We start from the raw sequence: 25,278 nt of genomic DNA on the forward strand, positions 1-25,278 counted from the left end.
TTTTTTATAAAGTTAATATTTTAATTTGAAACCCATCCTAAGGGATCTACTGGTGTATCTCCTCTCCAAATCTGGAAATCTAAGGTATATGAACCGTCAAAATCCTGTGCCACAGATCCTACTGAAGTTCCTGCGGAAACTTGCTGACCTTTCGAAACTGTATTATTGCTTAAGTTAGAATAAATAGAGAAATAATCTCCATGCTTTATTAAAACTGTTTTTGTACCATCTGCTGCTGCCATTACTGATGAAACTGTTCCAGGAAACACAGCTTTTGCACCGGTACCTTTTGCTACAGAAATTTTAATTCCGTTGTTTTCTTCTACAATATTTTTAAAAACAGGATGTGGCTGTCTTCCAAAACGATGCGTAATTGTACCGTATGCAGGCATCGCCAATCTTCCTTTGTTTGCTGCGAAGTTATTTCCGGCTGCTGTAGAAACTCCGTAACTTGTCATTGCTTTCGTTTCTGCTGCTTTTTTATCTTCGCCGGTTTTCTTTTCTAGTGCAGCTTCTGCTGCCTTTGCTGCGGCCAATTTGGTTGCTGCTTCTCTTGATTTTAAAGCGGCATCATCAGAAGCTTTCTTAGCGGCAATCTTTCTTGCCTCATCTTTTGCACTCGCCTCAATTTTTGCAGCATCTTCATTTCTTCTTCTTTCATCTTCTGCTTTTTTAGCGGCAAATTCTGCTGCTTTCTTGGCTTCCGTTTCAGCAAGCTTTCGTTCTCTTTCTAAAGCCTCTGCGCGAGCTTTGTTTTCTGCATCAATTTTCGCCTTTTCTCTGTCGGCAGCGATTTTAGCTAAACGAATTTTTTCTGCTTCAGCTTTTTTTCTTGATTCTTCCTCTGCTTTTGCTTTTCTTATTTCTTCGGCAATAATTGACCTGATTTGTCCTTCAAGTGCTTTAGATTGAGTTTGTTTTTGTCTCAATTCACCAGCAAGCTTATTTTCATTCTTTTTAAAATCGTTAACTAACTGCTCTTTCTGTTTTCTCTCAACACTAATTGTCGTTAAATCTTTTTGCTGATTCGCTAAAAGATTTTCTTTTTCTACAGCAGATCTTCTTTTTTTATCAACAGATTTTTTTAATTCTACCGCTGCATTAGTTATTTCTGCTGCTTTTTTATCTTGATAATCAGAATACTGCTTTAGATATTGTACTCTGCGTAAAGCCTCTCCGAAACCTTTTGAAGAGAGAATAAAAGTCACTTTATTCTGTACCCCTTTATTTTTATATGCATTAACCAAAACCTGAGCGTAGTTTTTTCTTAATACCGCTAATTCCCGGTTCTGTCTGTTGATTTCAAGCTGACGAAGATAAATTTCATCTTCTATAAATCGTTTTTCTTTCTGAGTATTATTATAAACTTTTTCTCTTAAAGCCAGCTTTTGATTGACACTTGTAAGATAAGATATCGAAAGTTTAGACTCATTTCTGGTTTTGGCTAGCTCAGAATTTATTTTTGCAATTTGTTTTTTAAGTTCTGCATTCTGCTGCTGTAATTCTTCTTTTTTTTGCCCGAAGTGCAACGAAAACAGCAAAATTACTATTAAAAAGCTAAATTTTTTGATCATTTAATCTCGATTTTCTTATAATTGGCTGGAACTGAATAAGGTGTTTCCATTTTAGTGAACCCAAATTTCGTATTTTCCAGTAAAATCTGACTTGTTTTTGACCCTTTTATAATTATTTTAACATTTTGCGGAAATCTAAGATTATTCTCGAAGGTCTCCCATTGGTCATATACGATTTCTATCGCATCATCGGATTTTACATCCTGCAAATTAACATAAATTAAATCAAAATCATTAGAATATCGCATATTGATTTTATACTCTCTTTCCTGCTCATTGGTTACGATTTTCTGATTAACAATGGATGTCAGTTCATAACCCTCCATGTTTTTTGTAATCTTAGAATTTCTGTCGCTTACCACTAAAAAGGTACGCCCTAAAAGGATTTTTTCTAAAGTTTTGTAATCGATGAAATTGATATTGAGCAGATTATTTAAATATTCAAAATCAGAATCTATATAATTTTTGTTGTATTTGTCGACCGCTTTGATTCCTTCGGGGGTAATAATTGCCCTTGCAGCGTTAAAGAAAAGAAAATTAATATTCGACCAGATTTTTTTATTACTTTCAATGTAAATGGTGGCATCCAATGGACTGACTCTGATATTGTCTGCTGTTATTTTACTATTGATTTTTACATGTTCAAATTTCGGATGGATATAAATGCTTTCGTAAAAAGTCAGCCTGTCTGATATGTTTTTTCCTGCATCGATAGGATCTTTTACAGCTGAGTTTTCGACTGCAGTGCTGTCGTTTTCAGATGTATTCTGTACAACGTTTTTTCTGGTTTTACATGAAAGCACAACCAGTGTGACCAGCAATAACGCAATCCATTTTTTCATATTTTCTTTTAAATTAATACTTTACAATATTAACGCCAAACCACACAAAACATTTTGTGTGGTTTTGGGGTCAATTATTTTATGTGAAACTATTCTTTATTCAGGAAATCTAAAACTGAAAAATCGCCTAAAGAAATTTCTCTGGCTACCCCAAAATACTGGGCAGAATTTCCAATCATAGAATTTGAAAGGTTTCCGTGGTTGATTTTTGTGTTTTCCTGTATTAAAGAGTTTTCAATATTTGAGTTGATGATAACGGTATTGTTTCCTATCGAAACTCCGGGACCAATTTTTGAATTCATAATTTTTACATTTTCACCGATAAAACATGGCGGAATGATCAATGAATTTTCAATCGTTGCAGTAGAAGTAAAAGTAGACATTTCTTCTTTTTCGTAGGCTAAAATTTTACTGTTAGTTTCTACAGTAGCATTTTTGTTTCCGCAGTCCATCCAGTCATTTACCTGTCCTGATCTGAATTTTGCACCTTTAGCTTTTAAATTTTCAAGAGCAAGTGTCAACTGATATTCACCTCCGTTTTTGATATCATTTGAGATGATATAGTTAATTTCATCCATCAGTTTTTCGGCACTGTTAAAATAATAAATTCCAATGATTGCCAAATCTGAAACAAAAATTTCAGGTTTTTCAATAAAATCTGTAATAAAACCTTGTTCGTTTAGCTTGACAACGCCAAAAGCGGAAGGGTCTTCAACGCTTTTTACCCAAATTACACCGTCAGAATTTGTATCTAAAGTAAAATCTGCTCTAAAAAGAGTGTCGGCAAACGCTACAACTACATTTCCGGTCATCGATTGTTCAGCACATTTAATTGCGTGAGCAGTTCCTAATGCTTCTTCCTGATGATAAATACTTCCTTTTGCACCTAATCTTTCGGCAATCTGAAGCAAAGATTTCTCAACCTCATCTCCAAAATCTCCAATGATAAAGGCTACTTCCTCTATTTTTTCGCCACAAACTTTGGCAATATCTTCTACCAATCTCTGTACGATAGGTTTTCCGGCAATAGGAATCAAAGGTTTTGGAACGGTTAATGTATGTGGTCGTAATCTGGAGCCACGCCCAGCCATAGGAACAATTATTTTCATAGATGAATTTTATATAGTTTAATTTAAATTTAAGATTTTCTAAGAATTTTGCTGATCATTGTTCTCTCGTTATATATTAAAAACGCAATAAATAGCAAGAATAATCCATTCCCAACAAAATAATTATAACGAAAATAATAAAAAGAAATCATTGATATAACAATAGACAATACTAAATATGTTGCTATTTTTTTTATATTGTAATGAATGGGATATTGTATTTTACCCCAAATATAGGAAATAATCATCATGCTTGTATACGTGATCAATGCAGCAAAAGCACTTGCCCAATATCCGTATTCCGGGATAAAAGTAAAGTTGATAAGTATCGTAATCGCAGCTCCGATAAGAGAAATGTATAAGCCCACTCTGGTCTGATCAGATAATTTGTACCAGATCGAAAGATTGAGGTAAATTCCTAAAAATAAGGCTCCCAACATGACAAAAGGAATAATTTCAATTCCTTCAAAATAAAGCGGGTTTCCTAAATATTTTTCAGAAATCCATTGCAGATTGACCATCAACCCAACATAGATTAAGCAATTGCAAATGACGAAAACATCCATTAAAACCGCATAAGTTTTATGATTGTTTTTATCTTTAAAACTTGAGAAAAAGTAGGGTTCAATTCCCAACTGATATGCCTGCCGGAAAACTGTAATGAAGGTTGCAATTTTATAAACGCCTCCGTAAACACCAATCTGATGTTTGGCTTCTTCTTTCGGAAGCAAATATTTTAGAAACTGTCTGTCTAAAGTCTGATTGATCACTCCTGCAAGTCCTGCAACCATCACCGGCCATGAATAACTCATGATTCTTTTCCAAAGATTAAAATCAAACTTTTTAAAACTAAAGTTCACAAATTCTTTTCCTACAATCGCTAATGTGATGATACTCTGTACCAAATTGGCAATGAAGACATATCCGACACCAATTTCCGGGTCATATTGTAAGCCTAAAATTCCGTTTGGGTAATCAGGAAGCCATTTGATGAAAAACACGATCAGAAAATAATAAACTAACGATCCTGCAACTTTTGAAACGGTATATAAAACAGGTTTTCCTTCTAATCTCAAAACAGCTGAAGGAATCGTTGCAAATGCATCAAAAGAAAGAATAAAAAGAAAAATAACAAGATAATTAACCTGATCAGGAGTTTCGAAAGCATTCGCAAGATCCTGCCTAAAAACATATCCTAAAATAAGATAGATGAAACCAAATCCCAGAATGCTCAATGAAGTGGTTGATACTAAAGTTTTTTTATCAATACTGCCTTCCTGTGCAAAACGGAAAAAAGAAGTTTCCATTCCGTGGGTCAAAAAAACGGTAATTACTCCTGCAATAGAGTACCAATCTACAAAAGGTGATGATGCAGAAGGTCCGAATGCATTGGTCACGATAGGCGCAATCAGGAAAGGAAATATCCTTACTAAGACCGAACTCAACCCATATACAGCGGTTTGACCAAATAATTTCTTGTACAAATTTATTTTTTTAAAATGCAAATGTAAATATTAGAATTCACAAATTTCTGATTGATGCCTAAAAATCATTGTTGAAAATATTAAATTTGTGCAATATAAATTTCCACATCTAAAATAAATACATGAAAACCCTTATAAAAAATGCAAAAATCGTCAATGAAGGAAAAATTATTGAAAATGATATTCTTATTGAAAATGATTTAATTGCCAAAATTGATTCTCTTATTTCTGACGAAGCGGATCAGATTATCGATGCTTCAGGAAAATATCTTTTGCCGGGAATTATTGATGATCAGGTGCATTTCCGTGAACCTGGATTGACGCAGAAAGGTGATATTGAAACCGAATCTAAAGCTGCAATTGCTGGCGGAATTACAAGTTTCATCGACCAGCCAAACACTGTTCCGAATGCTGTAACGCAGGAATTATTGGCTGATAAATACGAAATTGGTTCTCAGAAAGCTTACGCCAATTATGGCTTTATGATGGGTGGAACGAATGATAATCTGGAGGAAGTTTTAAAAACAAACCCAAGAAATGTTCCGGGAATTAAATTGTTTCTAGGTTCTTCCACAGGAAATATGTTGGTTGATAACCCGGAAACGCTGGAAAATATTTTTAGCAATACAAAAATGCTGATCGCCGTTCATTGTGAAGATGAAGCAACGATTAAAGCAAATACCCAAAAATATCTGGATGAATATGGTGAAGATATTCCTGTAAAATTTCACCATTTGATCAGAAGTGAAGAAGCTTGTTACAAATCTTCTTCAAAGGCGGTTGAATTAGCCGAAAAAACAGGTGCAAGACTTCACGTTTTCCATCTTTCTACAGCGAAAGAAATGGAACTTTTTAGAAATGATATTCCTTTAAAAGATAAAAAAATTACGGCAGAAGTTTGTGTTCATCACCTGACTTTCACGAATGAAGATTACGATACTAAAGGCGGACTTATCAAATGGAATCCTGCGGTAAAAACTCAAAAAGATAAAGATGCACTTTGGGAAGCTTTGCTGGATAACAGAATTGATGTAATTGCAACAGATCATGCGCCACACACATGGGAAGAAAAGCAGAATGTTTACACAAAATGTCCTTCCGGTGCGCCTTTGGTTCAACATTCTCTGAACGTAATGCTTGAAAATTATATCAACGGGAAAATTTCACTTGAAAAAATTGTTGAAAAAATGGCTCACAATCCTGCCATTCTTTTCAGAGTGGAGAAAAGAGGTTTTATAAGAGAAGGGTATAAAGCAGATTTGGTTTTGGTAGATTTAAATGAAAACTGGACGGTTGCTAAAGAAAATATTCTTTACAAATGTGGCTGGAGCCCGCTTGAAGGAACCGAATTCCATTCTAAAGTGACCCACACTTTTGTCAACGGAAATCTGGTGTATGATAACGGAAAAATCAATGAAGAAAAATTCGGAGAGCGATTGCTTTTTGAAGTTCAGAAATAAACAAAAACGACTGCTAAAATGCAGTCGTTTTTTTATGTTAATTAAGAGACTGCCTAAATTCCAAAGGCGACATATTGGTTTTCTTCTTGAAAAGCGTACTGAAAGACTGCGAATGTTCAAATCCCAATTCGTAAGCAATTTCGCTTACAGAAAGTTCTGTGGTCGACAGTTTTTCTTTTGCCTTGCTGATCAGCTTTTCGTGAATGTGTTGCTGAGAGTTTTGTCCCGTGTGAACCCGCAAAAGGTCACTTAAATAATTGGGTGAAAGATTCATCGCTTCAGCAATCTGATGAACAGTCAAAAGTCCTCTTTCTGCAGTTTTCTCATCAAAATAGTCGTTCAGAAACCTTTCGAATTTTACCAGCAACTGATGGTTGTTGTTTTTTCTCGTGATAAATTGGCGCTCATAAAAACGATGAGAATAATTCAGCAGAAGATCTATTTGGGATAAAATAATTTCCTGTGTATGTCGGTCAATATGCTGACTTTCTTTATCAATTTTATGAAGGATTTCGATCAGGTCATTTTCCTCATCTTCAGATAAATGCAAAGCTTCATTCACTGCATAAGAGAAAAACCCATAAGAGGAGATTGTTTTTGCCAACGGATGCTTCAGCAGAAAATCTTCGTGAAAAATCAAAAGATAACCATTATTGTCGCAATCCATGGTTTCCAAATCCAGATACTGCACCTGATTGGGAGCTGTAAAACTCAGAACACCTTTATCATAATCATAATGTTGCTGTCCGTATTTCATCTTTCCCGTTGCTTCTCTTTTCAGGGCAACACAATAAAATCTGTTGGTGAAACCTTTCCAGACCTCATCTTCTATGAAATTACTTTCGGATAAATTGATGACGCTTACCAACGGATGTTTCGGTTCTGACAAAGATAATAATCTGTGGAAAGCTGAAATGGACGGAATTGTATTCATTTAATGCAAATTTAAATTTAATAATCCAAAAGTCCCATACTAAATTCATCGTAAGGCGCTCCGGTATCGGTTCCTAAAGGTACAATACTATCCAGTTTTGTAAGTTCGTTTTCTGTCAGTTCTATTTTACCAGCTTCAATATTCTGCTCCACATATTTTGTGCGTTTGGTTCCCGGAATCGGTACAATTCCTTTGCTGATGATCCAGGCTAATGCTAATTGAGAAGAGGTAATATCCTTTTCCTTGGCAAGATTGTCAATAGCTTCCACCAATTCAATGTTTTTATGAAAATACTGTTCCTGAAAACGTGGAATTCCTCTTCTGAAGTCATTTTCCGGGATGTCATTAATCGAACGGATCTGTCCGGATAAAAACCCTCTTCCCAGTGGTGAATATGCAACAAAACCTATTCCCAACTCGTTTAATGTTTTGATGACCCCTTTTTCTTCTACAGTTCTCTCAAAAAGAGAAAATTCACTTTGTACTGCAGTAATCGGATGAATAGCGTGTGCTCTTTTAACCGTTTCAGATGAAACTTCAGACAAACCAATATATCCAATTTTTCCTTCTTTTACCAATTCGCTCATCGCTTCTACCGTTTCTTCGATCGGAGTATTTTTGTCGAGACGGTGCATGTAATAAAGATCAATGTAGTCTGTCTTCAGGTTCTTGAGCGAACGTTCTACTGATTTTTTTACATACTCTTTCTTTCCATTGATCGCCCATGTTATCTGATCGCTGTCATCAATTTCCCAACCGAATTTTGTTGCAATGATGTACTGGTCACGATTCCCTTCAATAGCTTTGGCAACGAGCCTTTCGTTTGTAAAAGGGCCGTACAAATCTGCCGTATCAAGAAAGTTGCCTCCCAATTCTAATGAACGGTGAATGGTTGCGATGGCTTCTTTTTCATCTGCCTTTCCATAGATGTCACTATCACCAAAACTGGTCATTCCCATACAGCCTAAACCGATATTTGGAATGATTAAACCCTGATTTCCTAATTTTACTTTGTTCATATTTTAAATATTAATTTTAATAGAACAAAGTTGAACAGAAATAAAGATTCGGATGTATGCAAAACGATGAATGTTGTATGCGAATTACGGATGGTATTTTTTCGGTTTTAATTATTTTTCAGAAAAACGAAAACCAATTCCGTGAAGATTTTCTATGGTGATATTATCCTCATTATGAAAAACTTTGCGTAGTCTTGAAATGAAAACATCCAGACTTCGTCCCATGAAATAATCATCATCTCCCCAAATGGCTTTTAAAATATCTTGTCTTTTTAAAACAGAATTTTTGTGTCTGATAAAATATAAAAGCAATTCAGATTCTCTTTGGGTAAGAGCAATGATGTTATTTTCTTCCTGCAGAGTGTAGTTTTTCGGGTCGAATTGATATTTTCCGACTTGATAGGTAATGACAGATGTTTCTGTTTTTCTTGTACGTTTTAAGAAAATTTCGATTTTTAAAATCAATTCTTCAATACTGAAAGGTTTCACCAAATAATCATCAGCACCAATTTTGAGTCCTTTGATTCTGTCTTCTTTTAAAGTTTTAGCAGAAATAAAAATAATGGGAATCTCTGAATTGTGAGCTCGAATATGTTTTGCCACCTCAAAACCGTCTACTTCGGGCATCATGATATCGAGCAGACAAATATCATAATCTTTGCAGTCAAATGCATGTAAAGCAGACTTTCCATTTGCATGATAATCAATATGATAATGAGTTTCCAGACTGTCCTGGATCAGAAAAGCAATTGTCTGGTCATCTTCTGCATACAAAATTTTAGGTTTTTCCATTTATTAAGCAGTATTTCAATAGGGTAAAAGCAGTGTCGTGGTAATTCCCTGATCTGCATTATTCTCAACAGAAATTTTCCAGCGATGTTGCTGAACGATTTTTTTTACATAAAATAAACCAAGTCCGAAACCATTGATTTCGTTATTCTTCTCAGTATTCACCCGGTAGAATTTATCAAAAATATGAGGGATATTTTTACTGGGAATTCCTATTCCGTTGTCTTTAAACTTTAAATATAAACCTTTTGAATCTTTTTTGGCTGAAATTGTAATATCCGGTTTGGTTTCACAATATTTAATAGAATTATCTAAAATGTTGTAAATGATATTGGTGAAGTGAAACTCATCTGCCATCACCGAAATATTATTTTCTACATCTACATGAATCGTAAGATTTTCATTTTTCTGCTTCATAGTCTCAGCAATTTCCTGAATAAAAGGCAACAACATGATTTTTTGAGTTTTTAAAGACAATCCGGAAGCATCATTTTTAGCAATATTCAGTATTTTTTCAATATGATTGTTAAGCTTATTGCTTTGGTTGATAATAATTGAAGTGTAGGTTTGAAGCTTGGAATTTTCTTTGATAATCTGTTGTTTGTTAAGAGCTTCAGTAGCCAAAAGAATTGATGACAACGGAGTTTTAAACTCATGAGTCATATTATTGATAAAATCACGCTGCAGTTCTGAGAACTTTTTTTGCTGAATAATGGTATAAATTGAATAAACATAGACCAGAAGAATAATAATCAATGCCAGTGTAAGCAGGTACCAAAACCTTAGTGAACTGATCAGGTAAGTGGTTTTATCGGGAAAGCGTATCGAGAAATAATACACCAGATTTTTATGTTTCGGAAATTCTATGAACTGATTTTTTAGGTTTTCATCATCAACTGAAATATATTTTCCGTACACCATTTTATCACTTTGGCAATTATACATTGCGTATACGTAGTCTGTTTCTATATGAAGACGCGTGAATTCTGTTTTTAGATAATATTCAAGAATGGAAGGATGAAATTCATTATTGGTGTTGACCACATAATAGTCGTTGGCAATATTCTGTACAGGGTTTTCTGTGAAAGAGGTTTTCCCTACAGATAATTTTTCAGCAACTTGCAGTAAAGCGATATTTACTTTTTGGTTAAATTTTTTATCCTCAAGATTATAGGCCTGTTTTGCCCACAGAAGCTGAGCCGTAAGAATTCCGACAATAGCGACAAACCCGAGACTTATAATGATATTGAGCTTTTTTATTTCCATTTTCAGAAGCAATATTATCCAAAAATATTTATTAATCTTTTATCATTAACAACTTGTTAACAAATCTTTGAGAATGGTTAACAACTTCTCATCAAAATCATCAATACATTTGCTCTATTGAAATACAATTATAGGTTTCTTTATTAACTATTCAAAATTTATACTTATGAAAAATTTAAAAATTACAGCATTACTTGCAGTTATGGCATTTTCACCATTTTATGCAAATGTACTTCCTATTGAAGGTACTTCTTTAGTAAAAGCAGTTGCCGAAGCCATCAAATGGAAATCAGAATCTATCAACGTAGGAAATATTCCTCAGGGAAAACCAAAGTTAATCAGATTTGAGTTCACAAATACCTCTTCAAAACCAATTATTATCGAAAACGTTGCACCATCTTGTGGATGTACAACGGCCAATTACACAAAAACGCCAATTCAACCGGGAAAAAAAGGCTTTGTAGAAGCAAGCTATAATGCTGCAAGTCCAGGTGCATTTGTGAAAACAGTAAATGTTACTACAAGTGACAACAAAACACCAAAAACGCTTTCTTTTAAAGGTGTGGTTACTGCTTCATAAGAATTAAAAAAATATAATCAACAGCTGATCGTATTGATCAGCTGTTTTTTTATATAAGAACGGTATCATATACCTTTTTTCTGAGATCGCTATAAAGAACAATTATTTATAACATCATTTATCGACAGATTTTAGGCTGCAACAGGTTTATATTTATTATTTTTAAGAAAAATAAAATTTATGAATCTTTATACACAACCCATGTTGCGTGAGGGTGCTCTCAAAGATAAAGTAGCCATCGTTACAGGTGGCGGAAGCGGTCTCGGAAAAGCGATGACCAAATATTTCTTAGAATTAGGGGCAAAAGTAGTCATTACTTCGAGAAATTTAGAAAAATTGCAAGCCACAGCAAAAGAACTGGAAGATGCAACCGGCGGAAAAGTTCTGTGTGTTTCTTGCGATGTTAGAAATTGGGATGAGGTAGAAGCCATGAAAGAAGCGACTCTGAAAGAATTCGGTAGAATTGATATTTTATTGAATAACGCAGCCGGCAATTTCATCTCTCCAACCGAAAGACTGACGCATTCTGCTTTTGATTCCATTTTAGATATCGTTTTAAAAGGGACAAAAAACTGCACACTTTCCATTGGAAAACACTGGATTGATTCTAAAACACCCGGGACGGTTTTAAATATCGTCACCACTTATGCCTGGACAGGTTCTGCCTACGTTGTTCCGTCAGCTTGTGCAAAAGCAGGTGTTCTGGCAATGACAAGATCTCTAGCCGTTGAATGGGCAAAATACGGAATCCGTTTTAATGCCATTGCGCCGGGACCGTTTCCTACAAAAGGAGCGTGGGACAGATTGCTGCCGGGAGATTTGCAGGAAAAATTTGATATGAGAAAAAAAGTTCCTTTGAGAAGAGTAGGAGAACATCAGGAACTGGCCAATCTTGCTGCTTATCTTGTCTCAGATTATTCAGCGTACATGAATGGTGAAGTAGTGACAATTGATGGTGGAGAATGGTTGCAGGGCGCAGGAGAATTTAATATGCTCGAAGACGTACCGCAGGAAATGTGGGATATGCTTGAAGCAATGATTAAAGCTAAAAAATCGAATTAAATTTATTTCGTTTAATTCATAAAAATGCAGATTTCCAATCAGGATATTCTGCATTTTTTATTTAAGGTGTTTTCACCCTTTACTTTTAGGTGAAAGTCCTGTAATGTTTTCATATTTAGTGATTTAGATTTGTACTACAAATTAGTATTAACCTAAAAACAAAACCAAAATGGAAACATTAAAAGCGGCGTTAGAATCTAATCACGCCAAAAAATCAAAAAATGAATTAATTGATCTTTTATCAGGAGTAGAAAAAGTTCTTACTCCAGGTGTTTATGAAAAAATTTCAGGAGTGGAAGTTTCAGAACTTAAAAATCTTTCGTTAAAAGAGATTCTTTCAATTGTAGATCAGTTTAAAAATGGCTATGATGAAAAGTGGGAAAAATCTTTAGCCAACGCATCTTCAGAAGTTCTTAAAATGATTTCTTTGAAGATGGCTGCAGATGAAAATATTTTTAAAACTTCGGATGCCGCAAATGCAGATTTTGCAGCAGAATTGGGCAGTATAGATTTCGCAACCATCATCGGTGGTCCTTTGGATGCCTGTGTAAAAGCACAGTCAAATGCTTCAATTGCGACTGTAAGCTTTATCAATGAAGTTGGTTTTGAACTTTCCGATCCTAATGATCCTGCAAGTGCAAAAAAATTGAGAATGGCAGATTTTAAATACAAAAAAAATGCGCCAAATCCCGATTATATCAATGAAACAGAAACGCCGAATGAAGAACCAATGATTCCTACTGATGTAGAACTTTCTGTTCCGTTCATCGCTCTGCTGAATGTTCCAAGCTTCAGAATAGAATCTTGCGAAGTTGATTTCAATGTTAAATTAAATTCCACATACACTAAAAATGTGAGTGACGAATTTGGTTTAAAAGTAGGAGCTTCCGGTGGATGGGGCCCTGTGAAACTGAGTGTAGATGTGTCTTATAAAAGATCTTCAAGCACAGGAATCAAAGTAGAAAAAGAATATTCTCTGGGAGTGAAGGTAAGAGCCACGAATGACGAAATGCCTGCTGGACTTGAAAAAGTTTTGGGAATACTCGCCCAGTAATTTCAAATTTTACGATCATGATCAAATTATCAGATTACCTGGATTATCTCAACAACGAGATAATTCAGGCTCGTAAAAAGGCTGACGAAAATGCTGTTGCGATCGCAAAAGAATACGCAAAACATCCTTACCTCAAATTTTTTACGGCACCAAGATATGCTTTGCCCAGTGTGAAAATGGATATTCCTCTGAAAATAACCGACATTGATTCTGATGCTAAATATAATTTTAAACTTAACGAAGATCAGCTTATCGGCGAGGTTAACGAAAGAATACGACTTGTAAACCGGGAAAAAAAACTCAATATTTCTGAGATCACAAAAAAGCAGATTCAGAATGACGATTTTAAAACTCTTTTTAAAAAGCTCGAATCTCACGACCAGAAATTTGGCAAACTTCCTACGACAGAAATTATAAAAATTGATCTAAAATCTAAAATACAGACTTTGAATACAGGTGTTTTCAGACCGCAGGATGGAACGACAGATGAAGAAGTCAATGAGCTGAAAGACATTTTTTCGAACATTTTGGTGAATAAATATACATTGGTGAATGCTAAGCTCAACAATATCTACATCGATCCTAACACGACAGCAGCAGAAGACAAAGACAAACTTTTCATCAATCTGCAAGTGTCTATGGAAGCTGAAGGTATACGAATAATGTCTTACAAAGATAAAGACGGTAACGAGGTCGAACAAATAACTTTTGAGTAATGCAAGAGCTCATACACCACAGCACGCAGACTTTAGAGTTTCATTTAGATCAACTCAATAAAGTTCAGGAGTTGTACCTCTCTAAATCTTTTGATTTTGATGCCGGTTTCGATACTTTTCTTCGTGATCTTTTAGAATATTTTAAAGCAAAAGGAAATACCACATACGAATCTGAAGTTTTAAAAATAATGAGTATGATTTCCACTGTCAAGCGTGGTTTTAATCCCGTGAAAATGGAAAAAGTAAATTTTGGAAAGAGAGATCTTGTGTATGGATTTTCTTTTAACGGAATTGAAAATATTCATGGTTTTCTGACCGGTTTACTTTCTAAAGAACAAAGAAAACTAGACGAATCGGAAGAACTACTTTCAGGATTAATCATCTCCATGTACCAAAACGGAATTTTAGATGATGCAAAAATACAAGATCTGAATTCAGTCGCAAAAATTGAAGCTTTTTGGAATCAGCTTCTTCCACAGAATTTAACTATTGCAGGGCTCAACAAAAAACTGAGACTTACACTTTTAGCAGAAGATATCTATTTGATTATCGAAAAAATATGTACCAAAATTGCATAAAAAAACCAGCCATGAAAAAAGAAAAATACTTCGTCCTGCTCAGAAATCAGGAAAAAACATCGCTCAGAAAAGTAGAAAAAGAGCTTCAGGTAAGCATCACCTCTTCAGAACTTCTTTCAAAAGAAAACCGCTCTTTTCAGGTGATTGATCATGATAACGGAGTTTTGTATAAAAATCTGGGAGTAGTAGTGGTAGAAAATATGGATGAAGATCAGCTGAAAAAAGCAGTGAATGATGATACAAATCCTATCGTCTATTTCGAAAAAGAGCGTGAGTTTTTTCCTGCAGATGAGATGAAAATCATAGCTGAATTAAAACAACAAACCACAGAACTTTCAGTTAAAATTTCGGAGCTCGAAAAATACCTCAACAATAAACCCATTCCGCCAAAGAATTTTATGGAAATGGAATGGGGGCTGAAAGCGGTAGGAATAGAGAAAACAATTTTTACAGGTAAAGGAATTAATGTTTGCATTTTAGATACAGGTTTAGAAATGACCCATCCCGATTTTTCTGCCCGGGAAATTGAAGGTAAATCCTTCATCGAAGGAGAAGAATGGAACAAAGATCCCAACGGTCATGGAACGCACTGCGCCGGTGTTGCTGCCGGAAATCTGAGAGCCGATACAGGCAAACGCTACGGAATTGCGAAGGACTGCAACCTGAAAATAGCCAAAGTGCTTTCCAATAAAGGAAAAGGAACAACAAGCAGCGTTATTGACGCTATCGACTGGGCAATTACCAAGCAGTTCAGAGTTTTGTCGCTTTCACTTGCAGCTCCTGTAGGTTTAAATGAAAAGCCTTCCGTACTTTTTGAAACTGTGGGAATGAGAGCATTAGAAAACAATTGTCTCATCATTGCAGCAGCAGGAAACGACAGCAACCGACCTTCTCTCCCAAAACCTGTTTCTGCGCCGGCTAATTCTCTTTCAATCCTAGCTGTTGCTGCCATCGACGGACAAATGCGGGTTGCAGGTTTTTCTAATGCCGGTTTAAATCCTACCACGGGAGGAAATATCAATGTTTGCGCTCCGGGAGTAGATGTTTTTAGCAGTTATCCCAAAAATGCAAAGAATAAAAATAATTATCTTGCCTTAAGCGGAACCAGTATGGCAACACCACACGTCTCCGGACTTGCAGCTTTGTATATGGAGCAGTTTCCGGATAAAACAGCAAAAGAAATTTGGGAAATGATAGAAACACAGGCAAAACCAATCGAAGGTTTGAAGTACAGAGATATTGGGAATGGTTTAATTCAAATAGTTTAATCATGAAAATTTACCTTGCTGTTCTTAAAGAAAATGTGAATATTGAAGAATTTAAAAAGATTCTTAAAGAGAAAAAAAATAAATTTCTGGAACATTACAAGATCCTGGGAATCGTAAAATTTCAGAGCGATAAGACAATTTCAGAGAAAGAATTTGAAAAATTTTGTTCAGGCATTGAAGAGGAAAAAGATAATTTAACAATTTAATCATCACAATAAGGCTTTTCTGTACAAGAGAAGTTTTATTTTTGTTTTCAATTTAAATAAAGACCATAATGAATTTCAGATTTTCAATCGTTTTACTGATGTTTTTTGCAGTAGGCTTTTCTCAGGATGTAAAAGTAAAAGTAATGAGTTTCAATATCAGGCTGAATGTTGACTCCGACAAAGAAAATGCGTGGCCCAACAGAAAAAAAGATGTTGCAGATCTGCTGACCTATTATCATCCGGATTTTTTTGGTGTGCAGGAAGCGCTTCCTGAGCAGATGAAAGATATTAAAATGAGTCTAAAAAACTACGATTATGTAGGAGTCGGAAGAGATGACGGAAAAGAAAAAGGCGAGTTTTCTGCAATATTTTATGATACGAAAAGACTTCAGATTATTAAATCCGGAACATTCTGGCTATCTGAAACTCCCGAAAAACCATCTAAAGGCTGGGATGCGGCTTTGAACAGAATTTGTACCTACGCTGTTTTTAAAGATAAAGAATCTCAGAAAGAATTTTTGGCAATGAACATCCATTTTGATCATGTAGGAAATGTCGCAAGAGTCAAATCTTCAGAATTAATTTTGAAGAAATCTAAGGAACTGAATCCAAAAAACTTACCGTTGGTGTTGACTGGTGATTTTAATTTAACGGAAGATTCGGAACCTGTTAAAATTCTTTCGCAAAACCTGGAAGATACTTTTTACAATTCAGAAAAGAAACATTATGGTCCGGTAGGGACTTTTACCGCTTTTAATGTAACTGAAATCCCGCAAAACCGAATCGATTATATTTTTGTGAAAGGTTTTAAAATAAAATCTCACAGACATATCAACGACAGAAGAGAAAATCTGTTGTATCCTTCAGATCATTTCCCGGTATTGGTAGATTTGCAGTTTTAAAATAATGTAATCATATGAATTCAGATGATCATCAATTGAAAAATTAATGGTAGAAAAACTTTTTTGTAATAAGAAAATTTCTATAATTAATGATAGATTTGCAGCCATTAATTAATTACTGATCAACAATAAAAATTATCAATGAAAAAACAGATTATTGCATTATTTTGTATAGCAGCATTTAGTGTTTCGTGTGACAAGAAAGATGATACACAGGGAGACAGCAAATATACCGATGACCAAAAAGCTTCTTATTATATAGGTCTTAATATTGCACAAAATATGAAGCAGGAAGGTTTCAAAGTAGATGCAGACCTTTTGGCTCAGGCTATCAAAGAGGAAATGGAAGGCAAAAAAAAGCTGTTGCCTGCAGAAGAGATGGATACCTTTATGCAGGAATTTATGCAAAAGCAAAATGAAAAGAAACATTCTTCAGCATTAATACAGGCAACTGAAAACAAGAAAAAAGGTCAGGATTTTCTTGCCAAAAATAAAAGCAATCCTAAAGTGAAAACTACGGCTTCCGGTTTACAGTACGAGGTTTTACAGGAAGGTGATGGTACAACGAAACCAAAAGCATCAGATGTTGTACAGGTAAAATATACCGGAAAACTGCTTGATGGAACTGTTTTTGACTCTACCGATAAAAATGGAGGCGCACCAATGGATATTAATCTTGGCGCTGTCATAAAAGGATGGACAGAAGGTATCCAACTCATGAGCAAAGGATCTAAATACAGATTTTACATTCCTTCAGATTTGGCTTACGGAGATGGCGGAGCCGGAGCGGCAATTCCCGCAGGTGCTACGATCATCTTTGATGTAGAATTGGTGAGTATACAATAAGTTAAGATATTTTTTTCAAAATTATATTCAAAAAGAAGGAGCTGAAAAGTTCCTTCTTTTGTTTAAAAAATTCCAGATTATTAAATATTAAAATCTTACTTATAAAGATTTGAGAATTAAGATTCTGCAAAACCGTTTTTTAGCGCAAAAATCGCCAAACCTACTCTTGTTTTCAGTTTTAATTTTTCACAAAGCTGATCTCTATAACTTTCTACTGTTCTAGGGCTGCAGCACATTATATCGGAAATTTGTTTATAACTGAGCTCAGTTACGGTGTATTTGAGAAATTCTTTTTCTCGGGTGGAAATCCGCACTGCTTTTTCATTATTTTTTTCGTCATTTACATTAAATATAATTTTTGAAGCCCATTCCGGGTAGAAAAAACCATTATCCTTTATTTTGATAAGAGCCTCTTCAAGATCTTTAGGATGCGTATTTTTTAATAAATACCCTTTGGCTCCGTTTTTTATCATTTTGATGAGACTTTGTTCATCACCCTGCATACTTAATGCCATCACTTTAATGTCCGGATGATTATTTTTAAGCCAAATTACAGTTTCAAAACCATCCATTACGGGCATACTGATGTCCATCAGAATAATATCCGGAATCTTGCAGTTATTCTCAAACTTATCAATAAGATCCTGGCCGTTTTCTGCTACATTTATTACTGTAAAATCTTTGAAATTATTGATGATTCCTTCTAATGCTTTTGCAATCAGGAGGTGATCATCTACAATAATTATGGTTGTTTTCATGATTGTTTTTTAAAAGATATGCTGAGTGTGGTTCCTGAATCTTTTTTACTTTCGAGACTAAATTCGGCTCCGATGATCTTAGCGCGGTTTCTCATATTTGTTAGCCCAATTCCATTGCTGAGGTTTGTAGAGGCATCGAAGCCAACCCCATCATCTTTGATAATAAGTTCCCATAAATTGGTTTCAGAAGTATTCAGATGAATGAAAATATTTTTGCATTGTGAATGTTTAATGCTGTTCTGAATAAACTCCTGCGTAATTCTGAGTAAAACATTTTTGTGCATGAAATCTAAATCTAAATCCTCAAAATTGTGTTCAAAACTTATGATGCATTTTTTAATGGTATTGGTGGTCTCAACTTCTTCTTCAATTAAAGCTACAATTTCTTTCTGGTTGATATTGTCATCTGTAAGAGTTTTAGATAGATTTCGTAAATCCTGAAGTGACTGATTAATGATTTGTGAAACCTGATCTATTCTCTCAACCACTTCAGGAACTTTGTTTTCGTACAAAAGCTGTTGAGTGTAAAGACTTACCAAAGTGAGTTTCTGACCAATATTATCATGAAGCTCACGACCTATTTGCTGCATTGTAGACTGTTGAATTTCTAATTGTGTGGCTAAAAGTTCTCTCTGATGAATTTCGTTTTTGATTTGAATTTCACTTAAATATTCTACTTTTCTCTGTTTGTATTTTTTTATATAAACCATTACGGCAACAATAAAAAAGACAAAGAAAATATTGAATAAAAAAATGGTTAAGAATAATTCTGTTTTCCCCATATAAAAGAACTTGCGAACATAAGATACATAATAATCGCCGAAGTTTGGAAATATAAAGTATATATATTCCAGATTTGTCTGTGTTCGAAGATTTGAAGATAAAACGTCCAATATGGAAGAGTCCCAATATAAAATAATGTTACTCCGAGGTTGGTGTAAAACATAGGATTTTTAGCAAATTCCAGGATATGATCTGAATTAATCTGCTTATAATATTCCATAACAACTAAAAACATCAACAGTACGCTCCCAAAAGTATAATTGAAAGAAAAGATATATTTATTTTTCAAAAAATAAAGTTCATTGGGTATATAAGCTAATAAAAATAAAGCTGTAAAACACCAAAACAAAACCTTTTTCTGTAAAGAAACATAAGCATAAAGCCAAAAGAAAAATATGAATTCTAATGGGATCACAAAATAATTAAAAACTAAATTTATAGGAAACGGACTGTATTCTGCACCGAATTTTCCAAGCATTTCACAGCAAAAAATAAATACGAGATAACCCGCAAAATAACGATAAATCGTTTTCTTGCTTTTTTTGAAAGTCATAAAAACAGCAATAAATGCTGCAAAACCTTCAGTGAAAATCATCGAATCCTGCAGCAATAATTGGAGGTCGTTCATTAGTATGACTCTACAATAGAGGTTCCCGGAGGAATAAGTGCCCCATGATTCTGAGCAACCGCTCTTCCTGAAACTTCTAAAGTCATTGCCAATGCCTGACCGATTTCTTGATAAGGATTAAAGTCATAGTTGAGATCGTCCTGCCTTTTTGTAGGAACCATAATGAGAGTGTGTCTTCTAGCATAATCTTCAGGAATTGGTTCTGCAGGTTGTTCAGGATATGCTGCATAATAAAAACGGATGCCTAAATCTTCAGTTTTTACTGCAGAATCTACATTAGTCGCTTCTTCTTCAATATCTGCAATAAATTTTTTCATAGTAACCAGATCAAACCAGATCGAATGCGCATCATCTATTCTCATGTTTTCATTGATTGTCAAAAGCTGGTTATTACGATAATTGTCAACCTGGGTTTGAATTATTTCTGTAGGCATCAAATTCGCAGCACTAAGTCTCTTTTTTTCTGTTGTTTCAGTTTTGTTTTCCATAGTATTAGTTCTAAATTTCACTGCAAATTAAAGAAAAATAGGATATGTTTTTTTTCTAAGCTTAAAATTCCGTGATTTTACGGTACTTTTAAAATAAAATAACCACAAATTTTAGTTTGCGGTTATTTCTTTAAAAATAATATATATGAAAAAAAACTACTCTTTTATTTGTCTAATGGTCTGAAAACCAAACCTGTTTCCTCAAAATAATCTAAAGTGATTCTGTCGCCGTCATTCACGGTTCCTGCAAGGATTTCTCTTGATAATTTATTTAAAACTTCCTGCTGAATTACTCTTTTCAAAGGTCTTGCTCCAAAGCTTGGGTCGTAACCTTTATTGGTCAGATAATCCAAAGCATCCTGTGTCGCGGTCATAATGATGTTTCGTTTTAACAACAAATCATTGAAACCTCTCAACTGATACTGAACGATTTTTCCGATTTCTTTTTTTCTTAAAGGCTGGAACAATACTGTTTCATCAATTCTGTTCAGAAATTCTGGACGCAAAGTTTGTTTTAATAAATCGAAAACTTCAATTTTAGTTTTGTCAACAATTTCATCTTGATTTTCCTCAGTAATATCTTCAAAATTCTCCTGAATGATGTGCGAACCGAGATTCGAAGTCATAATGATAATCGTGTTTTTAAAATTTACCACTCTGCCTTTATTGTCTGTTAATCTTCCGTCATCCAAAACCTGCAGCAGCGTGTTAAAAACATCAGGATGCGCTTTTTCGATTTCATCTAAAAGCACGACTGAGTAAGGTCTTCTTCTCACTGCTTCCGTTAATTGCCCACCCTCATCGTAACCCACATATCCCGGAGGCGCACCAACAAGCCTGGACACGCTGTGTCTTTCCTGATATTCACTCATATCAATTCTCGTCATATTGTTTTCGTCGTCGAAAAGGAATTCTGCTAAAGCTTTTGCGAGCTCAGTTTTACCGACACCGGTTGTTCCTAAAAACAAGAAACTTCCGATTGGTTTTTTCTCATCGCTCAATCCTGCTCTGTTTCTTCTGATCGCATCTGCAACCGCCTGGATTGCTTCTTCCTGACCTACAACTCTGTGATGAAGTTCGGTTTCCAGATGTAATAATTTTTCTCTTTCAGACTGTAGTAATTTGGTTACAGGAATTCCTGTCCATTTTCCGATCACTTCAGAGATGTTTTCCGAGGTCACTTCTTCTTTAATCAATTCATTTTGATGGTTTTGCATTTCCAGCTCGAGTTTTTGCAAAGCATCTTCTTTTTCCTTGATTTTCCCATACTGTATTTCAGCAACTTTTGCATAATCTCCTGCTCTTGAAGCTCTTTCGGCTTCCAGCTTCAGAGATTCAATATCTTTTTTAATGGATGTAAGATCCTCAGATTTTTGTTTTTCTTTCAGCCATTTTGCATTTATCTCATTTCTTTGTTCAGAAATTTTCGAAATATCTTCTTTCAAATGGTCAATTTTCGTCTGATTTCCTTCTCTTGAGATGGCTGCCAATTCAATTTCCATCTGCATCAGTTTTCTGTCGAGAACATCGAGTTCTTCAGGTTTCGAATTGATTTCCATTCTCAATTTTGCCGAAGCTTCATCAATCAGATCAATCGCTTTATCCGGTAAAAATCGGTCTGAAATATATCGTTGAGACATTTCTACCGCAGCAATAATTGCTTCATCTTTGATTCTTACTTTATGGTGTGCTTCATATTTATCTTTAATCCCACGAAGAATGGAGATGGCAGATTCCGTATCAGGTTCTTCCACCATTACTTTCTGGAAACGTCTTTCTAATGCTTTATCTTTTTCAAAATATTTTTGATATTCATTTAAAGTTGTGGCTCCGATCGCTCTTAGTTCTCCTCTTGCCAAAGCGGGCTTCAGAATATTGGCGGCATCCATTGCACCTTCGCCACCTCCGGCTCCTACCAAAGTATGGATTTCATCGATGAAAAGAATAATTTGTCCGTTCGACTTTGTGACCTCGTTGATCACAGATTTCAAGCGTTCTTCAAATTCACCTTTGTATTTTGCTCCGGCGATCAAAGCTCCCATATCTAAGGAATACAAGGTTTTATCCTGTAAGTTTTCAGGAATGTCTCCGGAAATAATTCTGTGCGCAATTCCTTCAGCAATGGCAGTTTTACCCACTCCGGGTTCACCAATCAGAATCGGATTATTTTTAGTTCTTCTGGAAAGAATCTGCAAAACTCTTCTGATTTCTTCGTCACGACCGATGACGGGATCAAGTTTTCCTTCCGCAGCGAGTTCGTTGAAGTTTTTTGCGTATTTTTTTAAGGATTGATACGTTTCTTCTGAGCTTGCAGAATTCGCAGTACTTCCTTTTCTTAATTCTTTAATTCCGCCTTCCAAAAGACTTTTGGTTACGCCCAAATCTTTGAGTGTCTTAGAAACTTCGGAATTCGTTTCTAATAATGAAAGCCATAAATGTTCGATCGTCACGAATTCATCTCCCATTTTTTTGGCGATGTTGGGTGCATCAAGCAAAACTTTGCTGGCAGATTGTGAAAGGTAAATATTTCCACCCTGTACTTTTGGCAGTTTTGCAAGATTTTCACGGTTTCGCTCTCTTACCAAATTAGCGTCTGCTTCAGATTTTTTTAGCAGGAAAGGCGATATATTTTCATCTATTTGAAAAATTCCTTCCAAAAGATGTTGAGGTTCTATTTGCTGGTTACCAAATTCCATTGCTACTTGCTGAGCGGCCTGGATGGCTTCCTGTGATTTTACGGTATATTGATTTAAGTTCATATCGTGTATATTTTGGTTTTGTTGTCATATAAGATTTCAGACATCAGATTTCAGACCATAAGAGTCTAATAAGTGCTAATTTTTAAATCGAATTTCTAAATTCTGATGCCCTTAAATCCTATTTAATCATTTAATTCAGTTAACTGATCGCAAAAAGCATTCTATTATTGAATTTATAAATTTTTAAGACAAATTTTCCGAATATTGTATTTTAATGATTATTTTTATTGACAAATTTTCCGAAAAGAGATTATTCCATAATTTTTACGGGATATTTTGACATTTGAATATTGTCAATTTTCAGAAATAAATTTTAAATCAGAATAGTTACTTTTGTATTACATCATGGAGCTTAAAGAAAAACAAAAGAAAATTTTAGACGTTGCGGTAGAACTTTTCAAAGAAAAAGGTTATATGGGCAGTTCTGTAAGAGATTTGGCAACAAGACTGAATATCAAAGCTGCTTCTTTGTACGCACACATCCGTTCAAAAGAAGAAATTCTGGAATGGATTTGCTTTGGAATCGCTCATGAATTTTTTGCGCAGCTTCAGGAAATCAAAAATACCGATGTTCCTGCTACAGAAAAATTGAATTTATTTATCGACAAACATTTATCTGTGGTTCTTGAAAACCGGGATGTTACCCACATCTATTCCAATGAATGGAAACATTTGGATGGCCGACTACCTGAATTTGTCGAAATGAGAAAAAATTATCAGCTTGAGGTCGAAAAATTGCTGATTGAAATCTATAAGGCTGAAAACTGGGAATTGAAATCTCCTGCTTTTACGACAAGATTTATTCTTCATACTTTAAACAACTCTTATTTCTGGTTTAAAAGAAATGTAGAATCTACCGTTGAAATTAAAGATGAAATCAGGAACAAAATACTTTTCGGTCTTATAGGAAAATCGTAGAATATCAAAGAATTATAAAAATTTTGTCATCACAGAAAATATTTTTACATTTGTACCTAACAAGTGTTAGTTAGTTTTATTTAGCATATCAAAAATGAATTCATTTTATAAATTAAAAACTGTAAAAGTTCAGAAAGATACCAATGATGCTGTAAATGTAGCGTTGGAAATTCCTGAGGAGCTGAAAGATAAATTCAGGTTCAAACAAGGGCAGTATCTGAACTTTAAACTCATGGTAAACGGTAATGAAGAACGCCGTTCTTACTCTATCTGCAATGCGCCGAGCGAAAAAAGCAATACGCTTGAAGTTCTGGTAAAGCTTTTAGAAAACGGAAAAGTTTCAGGATATTTCAATGAACATCTTCATATGGATGAATTGCTGGAAGTAATGCCTCCGATGGGCGGTTTCAATACTTCTTATCATCCGACCAACACAAAAACATATGTTGGTTTGGCTGCCGGAAGCGGAATCAGCCCGATTCTTTCTAACTTAAAAGAAAGTCTTTACCAAGAGCCCAACTCAAACGCATATCTTTTCTACAGCAACAGAAGCATGAATCATGTGATGAAAAAAGCTGAAATAGATGCATTAGTAGAGCAGTTCAACGGAAGACTGAAAGTCGTTTATCTGGTAAGCCGTGAAAAACACGCAGACCCGATTTTTGAAGGAAGAATTTCTCCGGAAAAATTAGAACATTTATTTGAAAGATATACAGACATCGACATCAAAGAAGCTACTTATTTTATTTGCGGACCATCTGATATGATCAAAGGGATTTCTGACTATTTGAAAAAAGAGAAGAAAGTTCCTGCCATTCAGGTTTTATTTGAATATTTCTCGGCTCCAGATGAAGAAGATTCTGCGGAAATGAGCGATGAATTTAAGGCAATTGCCAATATTGAAAGTATGGTAACGGTGATTATCGATGATGATGAATATTCGTTCCATTTGAATTCAAAAAAAGAGAGTATCTTAGATAAAGCATTGAAAGACAATCTCCCCGTACCTTTCGCTTGTAAAGGAGGAGTTTGTTGTACGTGTAAAGCGGAAGTTCTCGAAGGAGAAGTTTTCATGGAGAAAAATTTCGCATTGACCGAAGACGAAGTAGCCAGAGGTTTTGTTCTGACTTGCCAGTGTCATCCGACGACCAATGTGGTGATGCTAAATTATGATGTTTAAATTGTATTAACGATTTAATGTAAAACGTATTCATGAATACATCAATACTTTTTACATTTTACAAAAAAGACAAAA

At 34.8% G+C, this 25,278-nt stretch carries 25 protein-coding genes; 12 read left to right on the forward strand and 13 right to left on the reverse strand.

Annotated features, from left to right (window positions below; translation table 11 throughout):
• Positions 1-20 precede the first annotated feature (20 nt).
• From ACZZZA_RS07250 to ACZZZA_RS07265, 4 genes are all read right to left on the reverse strand, one after another.
• Positions 21-1,574 carry a murein hydrolase activator EnvC family protein gene (locus tag ACZZZA_RS07250; RefSeq protein ID WP_463430497.1) on the reverse strand — a complete coding sequence of 518 codons (1,554 nt, stop codon included), beginning with the start codon at positions 1,572-1,574 and terminating at the stop codon, positions 21-23.
• A complete protein-coding gene (lolB1, locus tag ACZZZA_RS07255) occupies positions 1,571-2,416 on the reverse strand; it encodes a lipoprotein insertase outer membrane protein LolB1 (protein WP_463430498.1) in 846 nt (281 codons plus the stop codon). The genes ACZZZA_RS07250 and lolB1 overlap by 4 nt, the downstream gene beginning before the upstream one ends.
• 89 nt (positions 2,417-2,505) lie before the next feature.
• Complete coding sequence (locus ACZZZA_RS07260) at positions 2,506-3,525, reverse strand: sugar phosphate nucleotidyltransferase (RefSeq protein ID WP_463430499.1); 1,020 nt, start codon at positions 3,523-3,525, stop codon at positions 2,506-2,508.
• A gap of 29 nt (positions 3,526-3,554) precedes the next feature.
• Positions 3,555-5,009, reverse strand: coding sequence for a lipopolysaccharide biosynthesis protein (locus ACZZZA_RS07265; protein WP_463430500.1), 1,455 nt, complete (start codon positions 5,007-5,009; stop codon positions 3,555-3,557).
• A gap of 122 nt (positions 5,010-5,131) precedes the next feature.
• On the opposite strand from ACZZZA_RS07265, the gene ACZZZA_RS07270 reads away from it, so the two are divergent.
• Positions 5,132-6,469 carry a dihydroorotase gene (locus ACZZZA_RS07270; RefSeq protein WP_463430501.1) on the forward strand — a complete coding sequence of 446 codons (1,338 nt, stop codon included), beginning with the start codon at positions 5,132-5,134 and terminating at the stop codon, positions 6,467-6,469.
• A gap of 37 nt (positions 6,470-6,506) precedes the next feature.
• On the opposite strand, the gene ACZZZA_RS07275 is transcribed toward ACZZZA_RS07270, so the two are convergent.
• The 4 genes from ACZZZA_RS07275 to ACZZZA_RS07290 all read right to left on the reverse strand — a co-directional run bounded on the left by ACZZZA_RS07275 (position 6,507) and on the right by ACZZZA_RS07290 (position 10,477).
• Complete coding sequence (locus ACZZZA_RS07275) at positions 6,507-7,403, reverse strand: helix-turn-helix domain-containing protein (RefSeq protein ID WP_463430502.1); 897 nt, start codon at positions 7,401-7,403, stop codon at positions 6,507-6,509.
• A gap of 17 nt (positions 7,404-7,420) precedes the next feature.
• Positions 7,421-8,422, reverse strand: a complete 1,002-nt coding sequence (locus tag ACZZZA_RS07280) for an aldo/keto reductase (protein WP_463430503.1) — start codon at positions 8,420-8,422, stop codon at positions 7,421-7,423.
• A gap of 111 nt (positions 8,423-8,533) precedes the next feature.
• Entirely contained in the window at positions 8,534-9,214 is a 681-nt protein-coding gene (locus ACZZZA_RS07285) for a response regulator transcription factor (RefSeq protein ID WP_463430504.1), read from the reverse strand.
• A 15-nt stretch (positions 9,215-9,229) separates the two neighbouring features.
• A complete protein-coding gene (locus tag ACZZZA_RS07290) occupies positions 9,230-10,477 on the reverse strand; it encodes a sensor histidine kinase (RefSeq protein WP_463430505.1) in 1,248 nt (415 codons plus the stop codon).
• A 166-nt stretch (positions 10,478-10,643) separates the two neighbouring features.
• On the opposite strand from ACZZZA_RS07290, the gene ACZZZA_RS07295 reads away from it, so the two are divergent.
• The 9 genes from ACZZZA_RS07295 to ACZZZA_RS07335 all read left to right on the forward strand — a co-directional run bounded on the left by ACZZZA_RS07295 (position 10,644) and on the right by ACZZZA_RS07335 (position 17,689).
• Entirely contained in the window at positions 10,644-11,057 is a 414-nt protein-coding gene (locus tag ACZZZA_RS07295) for a DUF1573 domain-containing protein (protein WP_463430506.1), read from the forward strand.
• A gap of 180 nt (positions 11,058-11,237) precedes the next feature.
• A complete protein-coding gene (locus tag ACZZZA_RS07300) occupies positions 11,238-12,119 on the forward strand; it encodes an SDR family oxidoreductase (RefSeq protein WP_463430507.1) in 882 nt (293 codons plus the stop codon).
• 169 nt (positions 12,120-12,288) lie between these two features.
• The gene (locus ACZZZA_RS07305; protein ID WP_463430508.1) at positions 12,289-13,173 is read left to right on the forward strand and encodes a DUF2589 domain-containing protein; all 885 of its coding nucleotides are present in this window, start codon (positions 12,289-12,291) and stop codon (positions 13,171-13,173) included.
• Positions 13,174-13,190: 17 nt separating this feature from the next.
• Entirely contained in the window at positions 13,191-13,889 is a 699-nt protein-coding gene (locus ACZZZA_RS07310; protein WP_463430509.1) for a hypothetical protein, read from the forward strand.
• Entirely contained in the window at positions 13,889-14,467 is a 579-nt protein-coding gene (locus tag ACZZZA_RS07315; protein WP_463430510.1) for a hypothetical protein, read from the forward strand. The genes ACZZZA_RS07310 and ACZZZA_RS07315 overlap by 1 nt, the downstream gene beginning before the upstream one ends.
• A gap of 11 nt (positions 14,468-14,478) precedes the next feature.
• Positions 14,479-15,735 (forward strand): S8 family peptidase, encoded by a 1,257-nt coding sequence (locus tag ACZZZA_RS07320; protein WP_463430511.1) that lies wholly within the window; start codon positions 14,479-14,481, stop codon positions 15,733-15,735.
• A 2-nt stretch (positions 15,736-15,737) separates the two neighbouring features.
• A complete protein-coding gene (locus tag ACZZZA_RS07325) occupies positions 15,738-15,941 on the forward strand; it encodes a hypothetical protein (protein WP_463430512.1) in 204 nt (67 codons plus the stop codon).
• A gap of 68 nt (positions 15,942-16,009) precedes the next feature.
• Positions 16,010-16,843, forward strand: coding sequence for an endonuclease/exonuclease/phosphatase family protein (locus ACZZZA_RS07330; RefSeq protein ID WP_463430513.1), 834 nt, complete (start codon positions 16,010-16,012; stop codon positions 16,841-16,843).
• A 141-nt stretch (positions 16,844-16,984) separates the two neighbouring features.
• Complete coding sequence (locus ACZZZA_RS07335) at positions 16,985-17,689, forward strand: FKBP-type peptidyl-prolyl cis-trans isomerase (protein ID WP_463430514.1); 705 nt, start codon at positions 16,985-16,987, stop codon at positions 17,687-17,689.
• A 116-nt stretch (positions 17,690-17,805) separates the two neighbouring features.
• On the opposite strand, the gene ACZZZA_RS07340 is transcribed toward ACZZZA_RS07335, so the two are convergent.
• The 5 genes from ACZZZA_RS07340 to clpB all read right to left on the reverse strand — a co-directional run bounded on the left by ACZZZA_RS07340 (position 17,806) and on the right by clpB (position 23,105).
• Entirely contained in the window at positions 17,806-18,447 is a 642-nt protein-coding gene (locus tag ACZZZA_RS07340) for a response regulator transcription factor (protein WP_463430515.1), read from the reverse strand.
• Positions 18,444-19,229 carry a sensor histidine kinase gene (locus tag ACZZZA_RS07345; protein WP_463430516.1) on the reverse strand — a complete coding sequence of 262 codons (786 nt, stop codon included), beginning with the start codon at positions 19,227-19,229 and terminating at the stop codon, positions 18,444-18,446. The genes ACZZZA_RS07340 and ACZZZA_RS07345 overlap by 4 nt, the downstream gene beginning before the upstream one ends.
• Entirely contained in the window at positions 19,205-19,858 is a 654-nt protein-coding gene (locus tag ACZZZA_RS07350; protein WP_463430517.1) for a hypothetical protein, read from the reverse strand. The genes ACZZZA_RS07345 and ACZZZA_RS07350 overlap by 25 nt, the downstream gene beginning before the upstream one ends.
• The gene (locus ACZZZA_RS07355) at positions 19,858-20,346 is read right to left on the reverse strand and encodes a hypothetical protein (RefSeq protein WP_463430518.1); all 489 of its coding nucleotides are present in this window, start codon (positions 20,344-20,346) and stop codon (positions 19,858-19,860) included. The genes ACZZZA_RS07350 and ACZZZA_RS07355 overlap by 1 nt, the downstream gene beginning before the upstream one ends.
• Positions 20,347-20,510: 164 nt before the next feature.
• Positions 20,511-23,105 (reverse strand): ATP-dependent chaperone ClpB, encoded by a 2,595-nt coding sequence (clpB, locus tag ACZZZA_RS07360; RefSeq protein ID WP_463430519.1) that lies wholly within the window; start codon positions 23,103-23,105, stop codon positions 20,511-20,513.
• Positions 23,106-23,450: 345 nt separating this feature from the next.
• Between clpB and ACZZZA_RS07365 the strand changes: the two genes are divergently transcribed.
• Together ACZZZA_RS07365 and ACZZZA_RS07370 are read left to right on the forward strand one after the other, a co-directional pair.
• Positions 23,451-24,023 (forward strand): TetR/AcrR family transcriptional regulator, encoded by a 573-nt coding sequence (locus tag ACZZZA_RS07365; RefSeq protein WP_463430520.1) that lies wholly within the window; start codon positions 23,451-23,453, stop codon positions 24,021-24,023.
• A 94-nt stretch (positions 24,024-24,117) separates the two neighbouring features.
• Positions 24,118-25,203 (forward strand): 2Fe-2S iron-sulfur cluster-binding protein, encoded by a 1,086-nt coding sequence (locus ACZZZA_RS07370; RefSeq protein WP_463430521.1) that lies wholly within the window; start codon positions 24,118-24,120, stop codon positions 25,201-25,203.
• Positions 25,204-25,278: the final 75 nt, after the last annotated feature.

The organism is Chryseobacterium sp. AC405b (genome assembly GCF_979258685.1).

Bases quoted from the DNA above. Each gene is read 5' to 3' on its own strand.
- ACZZZA_RS07305 (WP_463430508.1), top strand. From the start codon at position 12,289: ATGGAAACATTAAAAGCGGCGTTAGAATCTAATCACGCCAAAAAATCA.
- ACZZZA_RS07280 (WP_463430503.1), bottom strand. From the start codon at position 8,422: ATGAACAAAGTAAAATTAGGAAATCAGGGTTTAATCATTCCAAATATC.
- ACZZZA_RS07320 (WP_463430511.1), top strand. From the start codon at position 14,479: ATGAAAAAAGAAAAATACTTCGTCCTGCTCAGAAATCAGGAAAAAACA.
- ACZZZA_RS07355 (WP_463430518.1), bottom strand. From the start codon at position 20,346: ATGGAAAACAAAACTGAAACAACAGAAAAAAAGAGACTTAGTGCTGCG.
- ACZZZA_RS07260 (WP_463430499.1), bottom strand. From the start codon at position 3,525: ATGAAAATAATTGTTCCTATGGCTGGGCGTGGCTCCAGATTACGACCA.
- ACZZZA_RS07300 (WP_463430507.1), top strand. From the start codon at position 11,238: ATGAATCTTTATACACAACCCATGTTGCGTGAGGGTGCTCTCAAAGAT.
- ACZZZA_RS07370 (WP_463430521.1), top strand. From the start codon at position 24,118: ATGAATTCATTTTATAAATTAAAAACTGTAAAAGTTCAGAAAGATACC.
- ACZZZA_RS07365 (WP_463430520.1), top strand. From the start codon at position 23,451: ATGGAGCTTAAAGAAAAACAAAAGAAAATTTTAGACGTTGCGGTAGAA.
- ACZZZA_RS07350 (WP_463430517.1), bottom strand. From the start codon at position 19,858: ATGAACGACCTCCAATTATTGCTGCAGGATTCGATGATTTTCACTGAA.
- ACZZZA_RS07330 (WP_463430513.1), top strand. From the start codon at position 16,010: ATGAATTTCAGATTTTCAATCGTTTTACTGATGTTTTTTGCAGTAGGC.
- ACZZZA_RS07270 (WP_463430501.1), top strand. From the start codon at position 5,132: ATGAAAACCCTTATAAAAAATGCAAAAATCGTCAATGAAGGAAAAATT.
- ACZZZA_RS07340 (WP_463430515.1), bottom strand. From the start codon at position 18,447: ATGAAAACAACCATAATTATTGTAGATGATCACCTCCTGATTGCAAAA.
- ACZZZA_RS07285 (WP_463430504.1), bottom strand. From the start codon at position 9,214: ATGGAAAAACCTAAAATTTTGTATGCAGAAGATGACCAGACAATTGCT.
- clpB (WP_463430519.1), bottom strand. From the start codon at position 23,105: ATGAACTTAAATCAATATACCGTAAAATCACAGGAAGCCATCCAGGCC.
- ACZZZA_RS07335 (WP_463430514.1), top strand. From the start codon at position 16,985: ATGAAAAAACAGATTATTGCATTATTTTGTATAGCAGCATTTAGTGTT.
- ACZZZA_RS07325 (WP_463430512.1), top strand. From the start codon at position 15,738: ATGAAAATTTACCTTGCTGTTCTTAAAGAAAATGTGAATATTGAAGAA.
- ACZZZA_RS07275 (WP_463430502.1), bottom strand. From the start codon at position 7,403: ATGAATACAATTCCGTCCATTTCAGCTTTCCACAGATTATTATCTTTG.
- ACZZZA_RS07295 (WP_463430506.1), top strand. From the start codon at position 10,644: ATGAAAAATTTAAAAATTACAGCATTACTTGCAGTTATGGCATTTTCA.
- ACZZZA_RS07315 (WP_463430510.1), top strand. From the start codon at position 13,889: ATGCAAGAGCTCATACACCACAGCACGCAGACTTTAGAGTTTCATTTA.
- ACZZZA_RS07290 (WP_463430505.1), bottom strand. From the start codon at position 10,477: ATGGAAATAAAAAAGCTCAATATCATTATAAGTCTCGGGTTTGTCGCT.
- ACZZZA_RS07250 (WP_463430497.1), bottom strand. From the start codon at position 1,574: ATGATCAAAAAATTTAGCTTTTTAATAGTAATTTTGCTGTTTTCGTTG.
- ACZZZA_RS07310 (WP_463430509.1), top strand. From the start codon at position 13,191: ATGATCAAATTATCAGATTACCTGGATTATCTCAACAACGAGATAATT.
- lolB1 (WP_463430498.1), bottom strand. From the start codon at position 2,416: ATGAAAAAATGGATTGCGTTATTGCTGGTCACACTGGTTGTGCTTTCA.
- ACZZZA_RS07345 (WP_463430516.1), bottom strand. From the start codon at position 19,229: ATGGGGAAAACAGAATTATTCTTAACCATTTTTTTATTCAATATTTTC.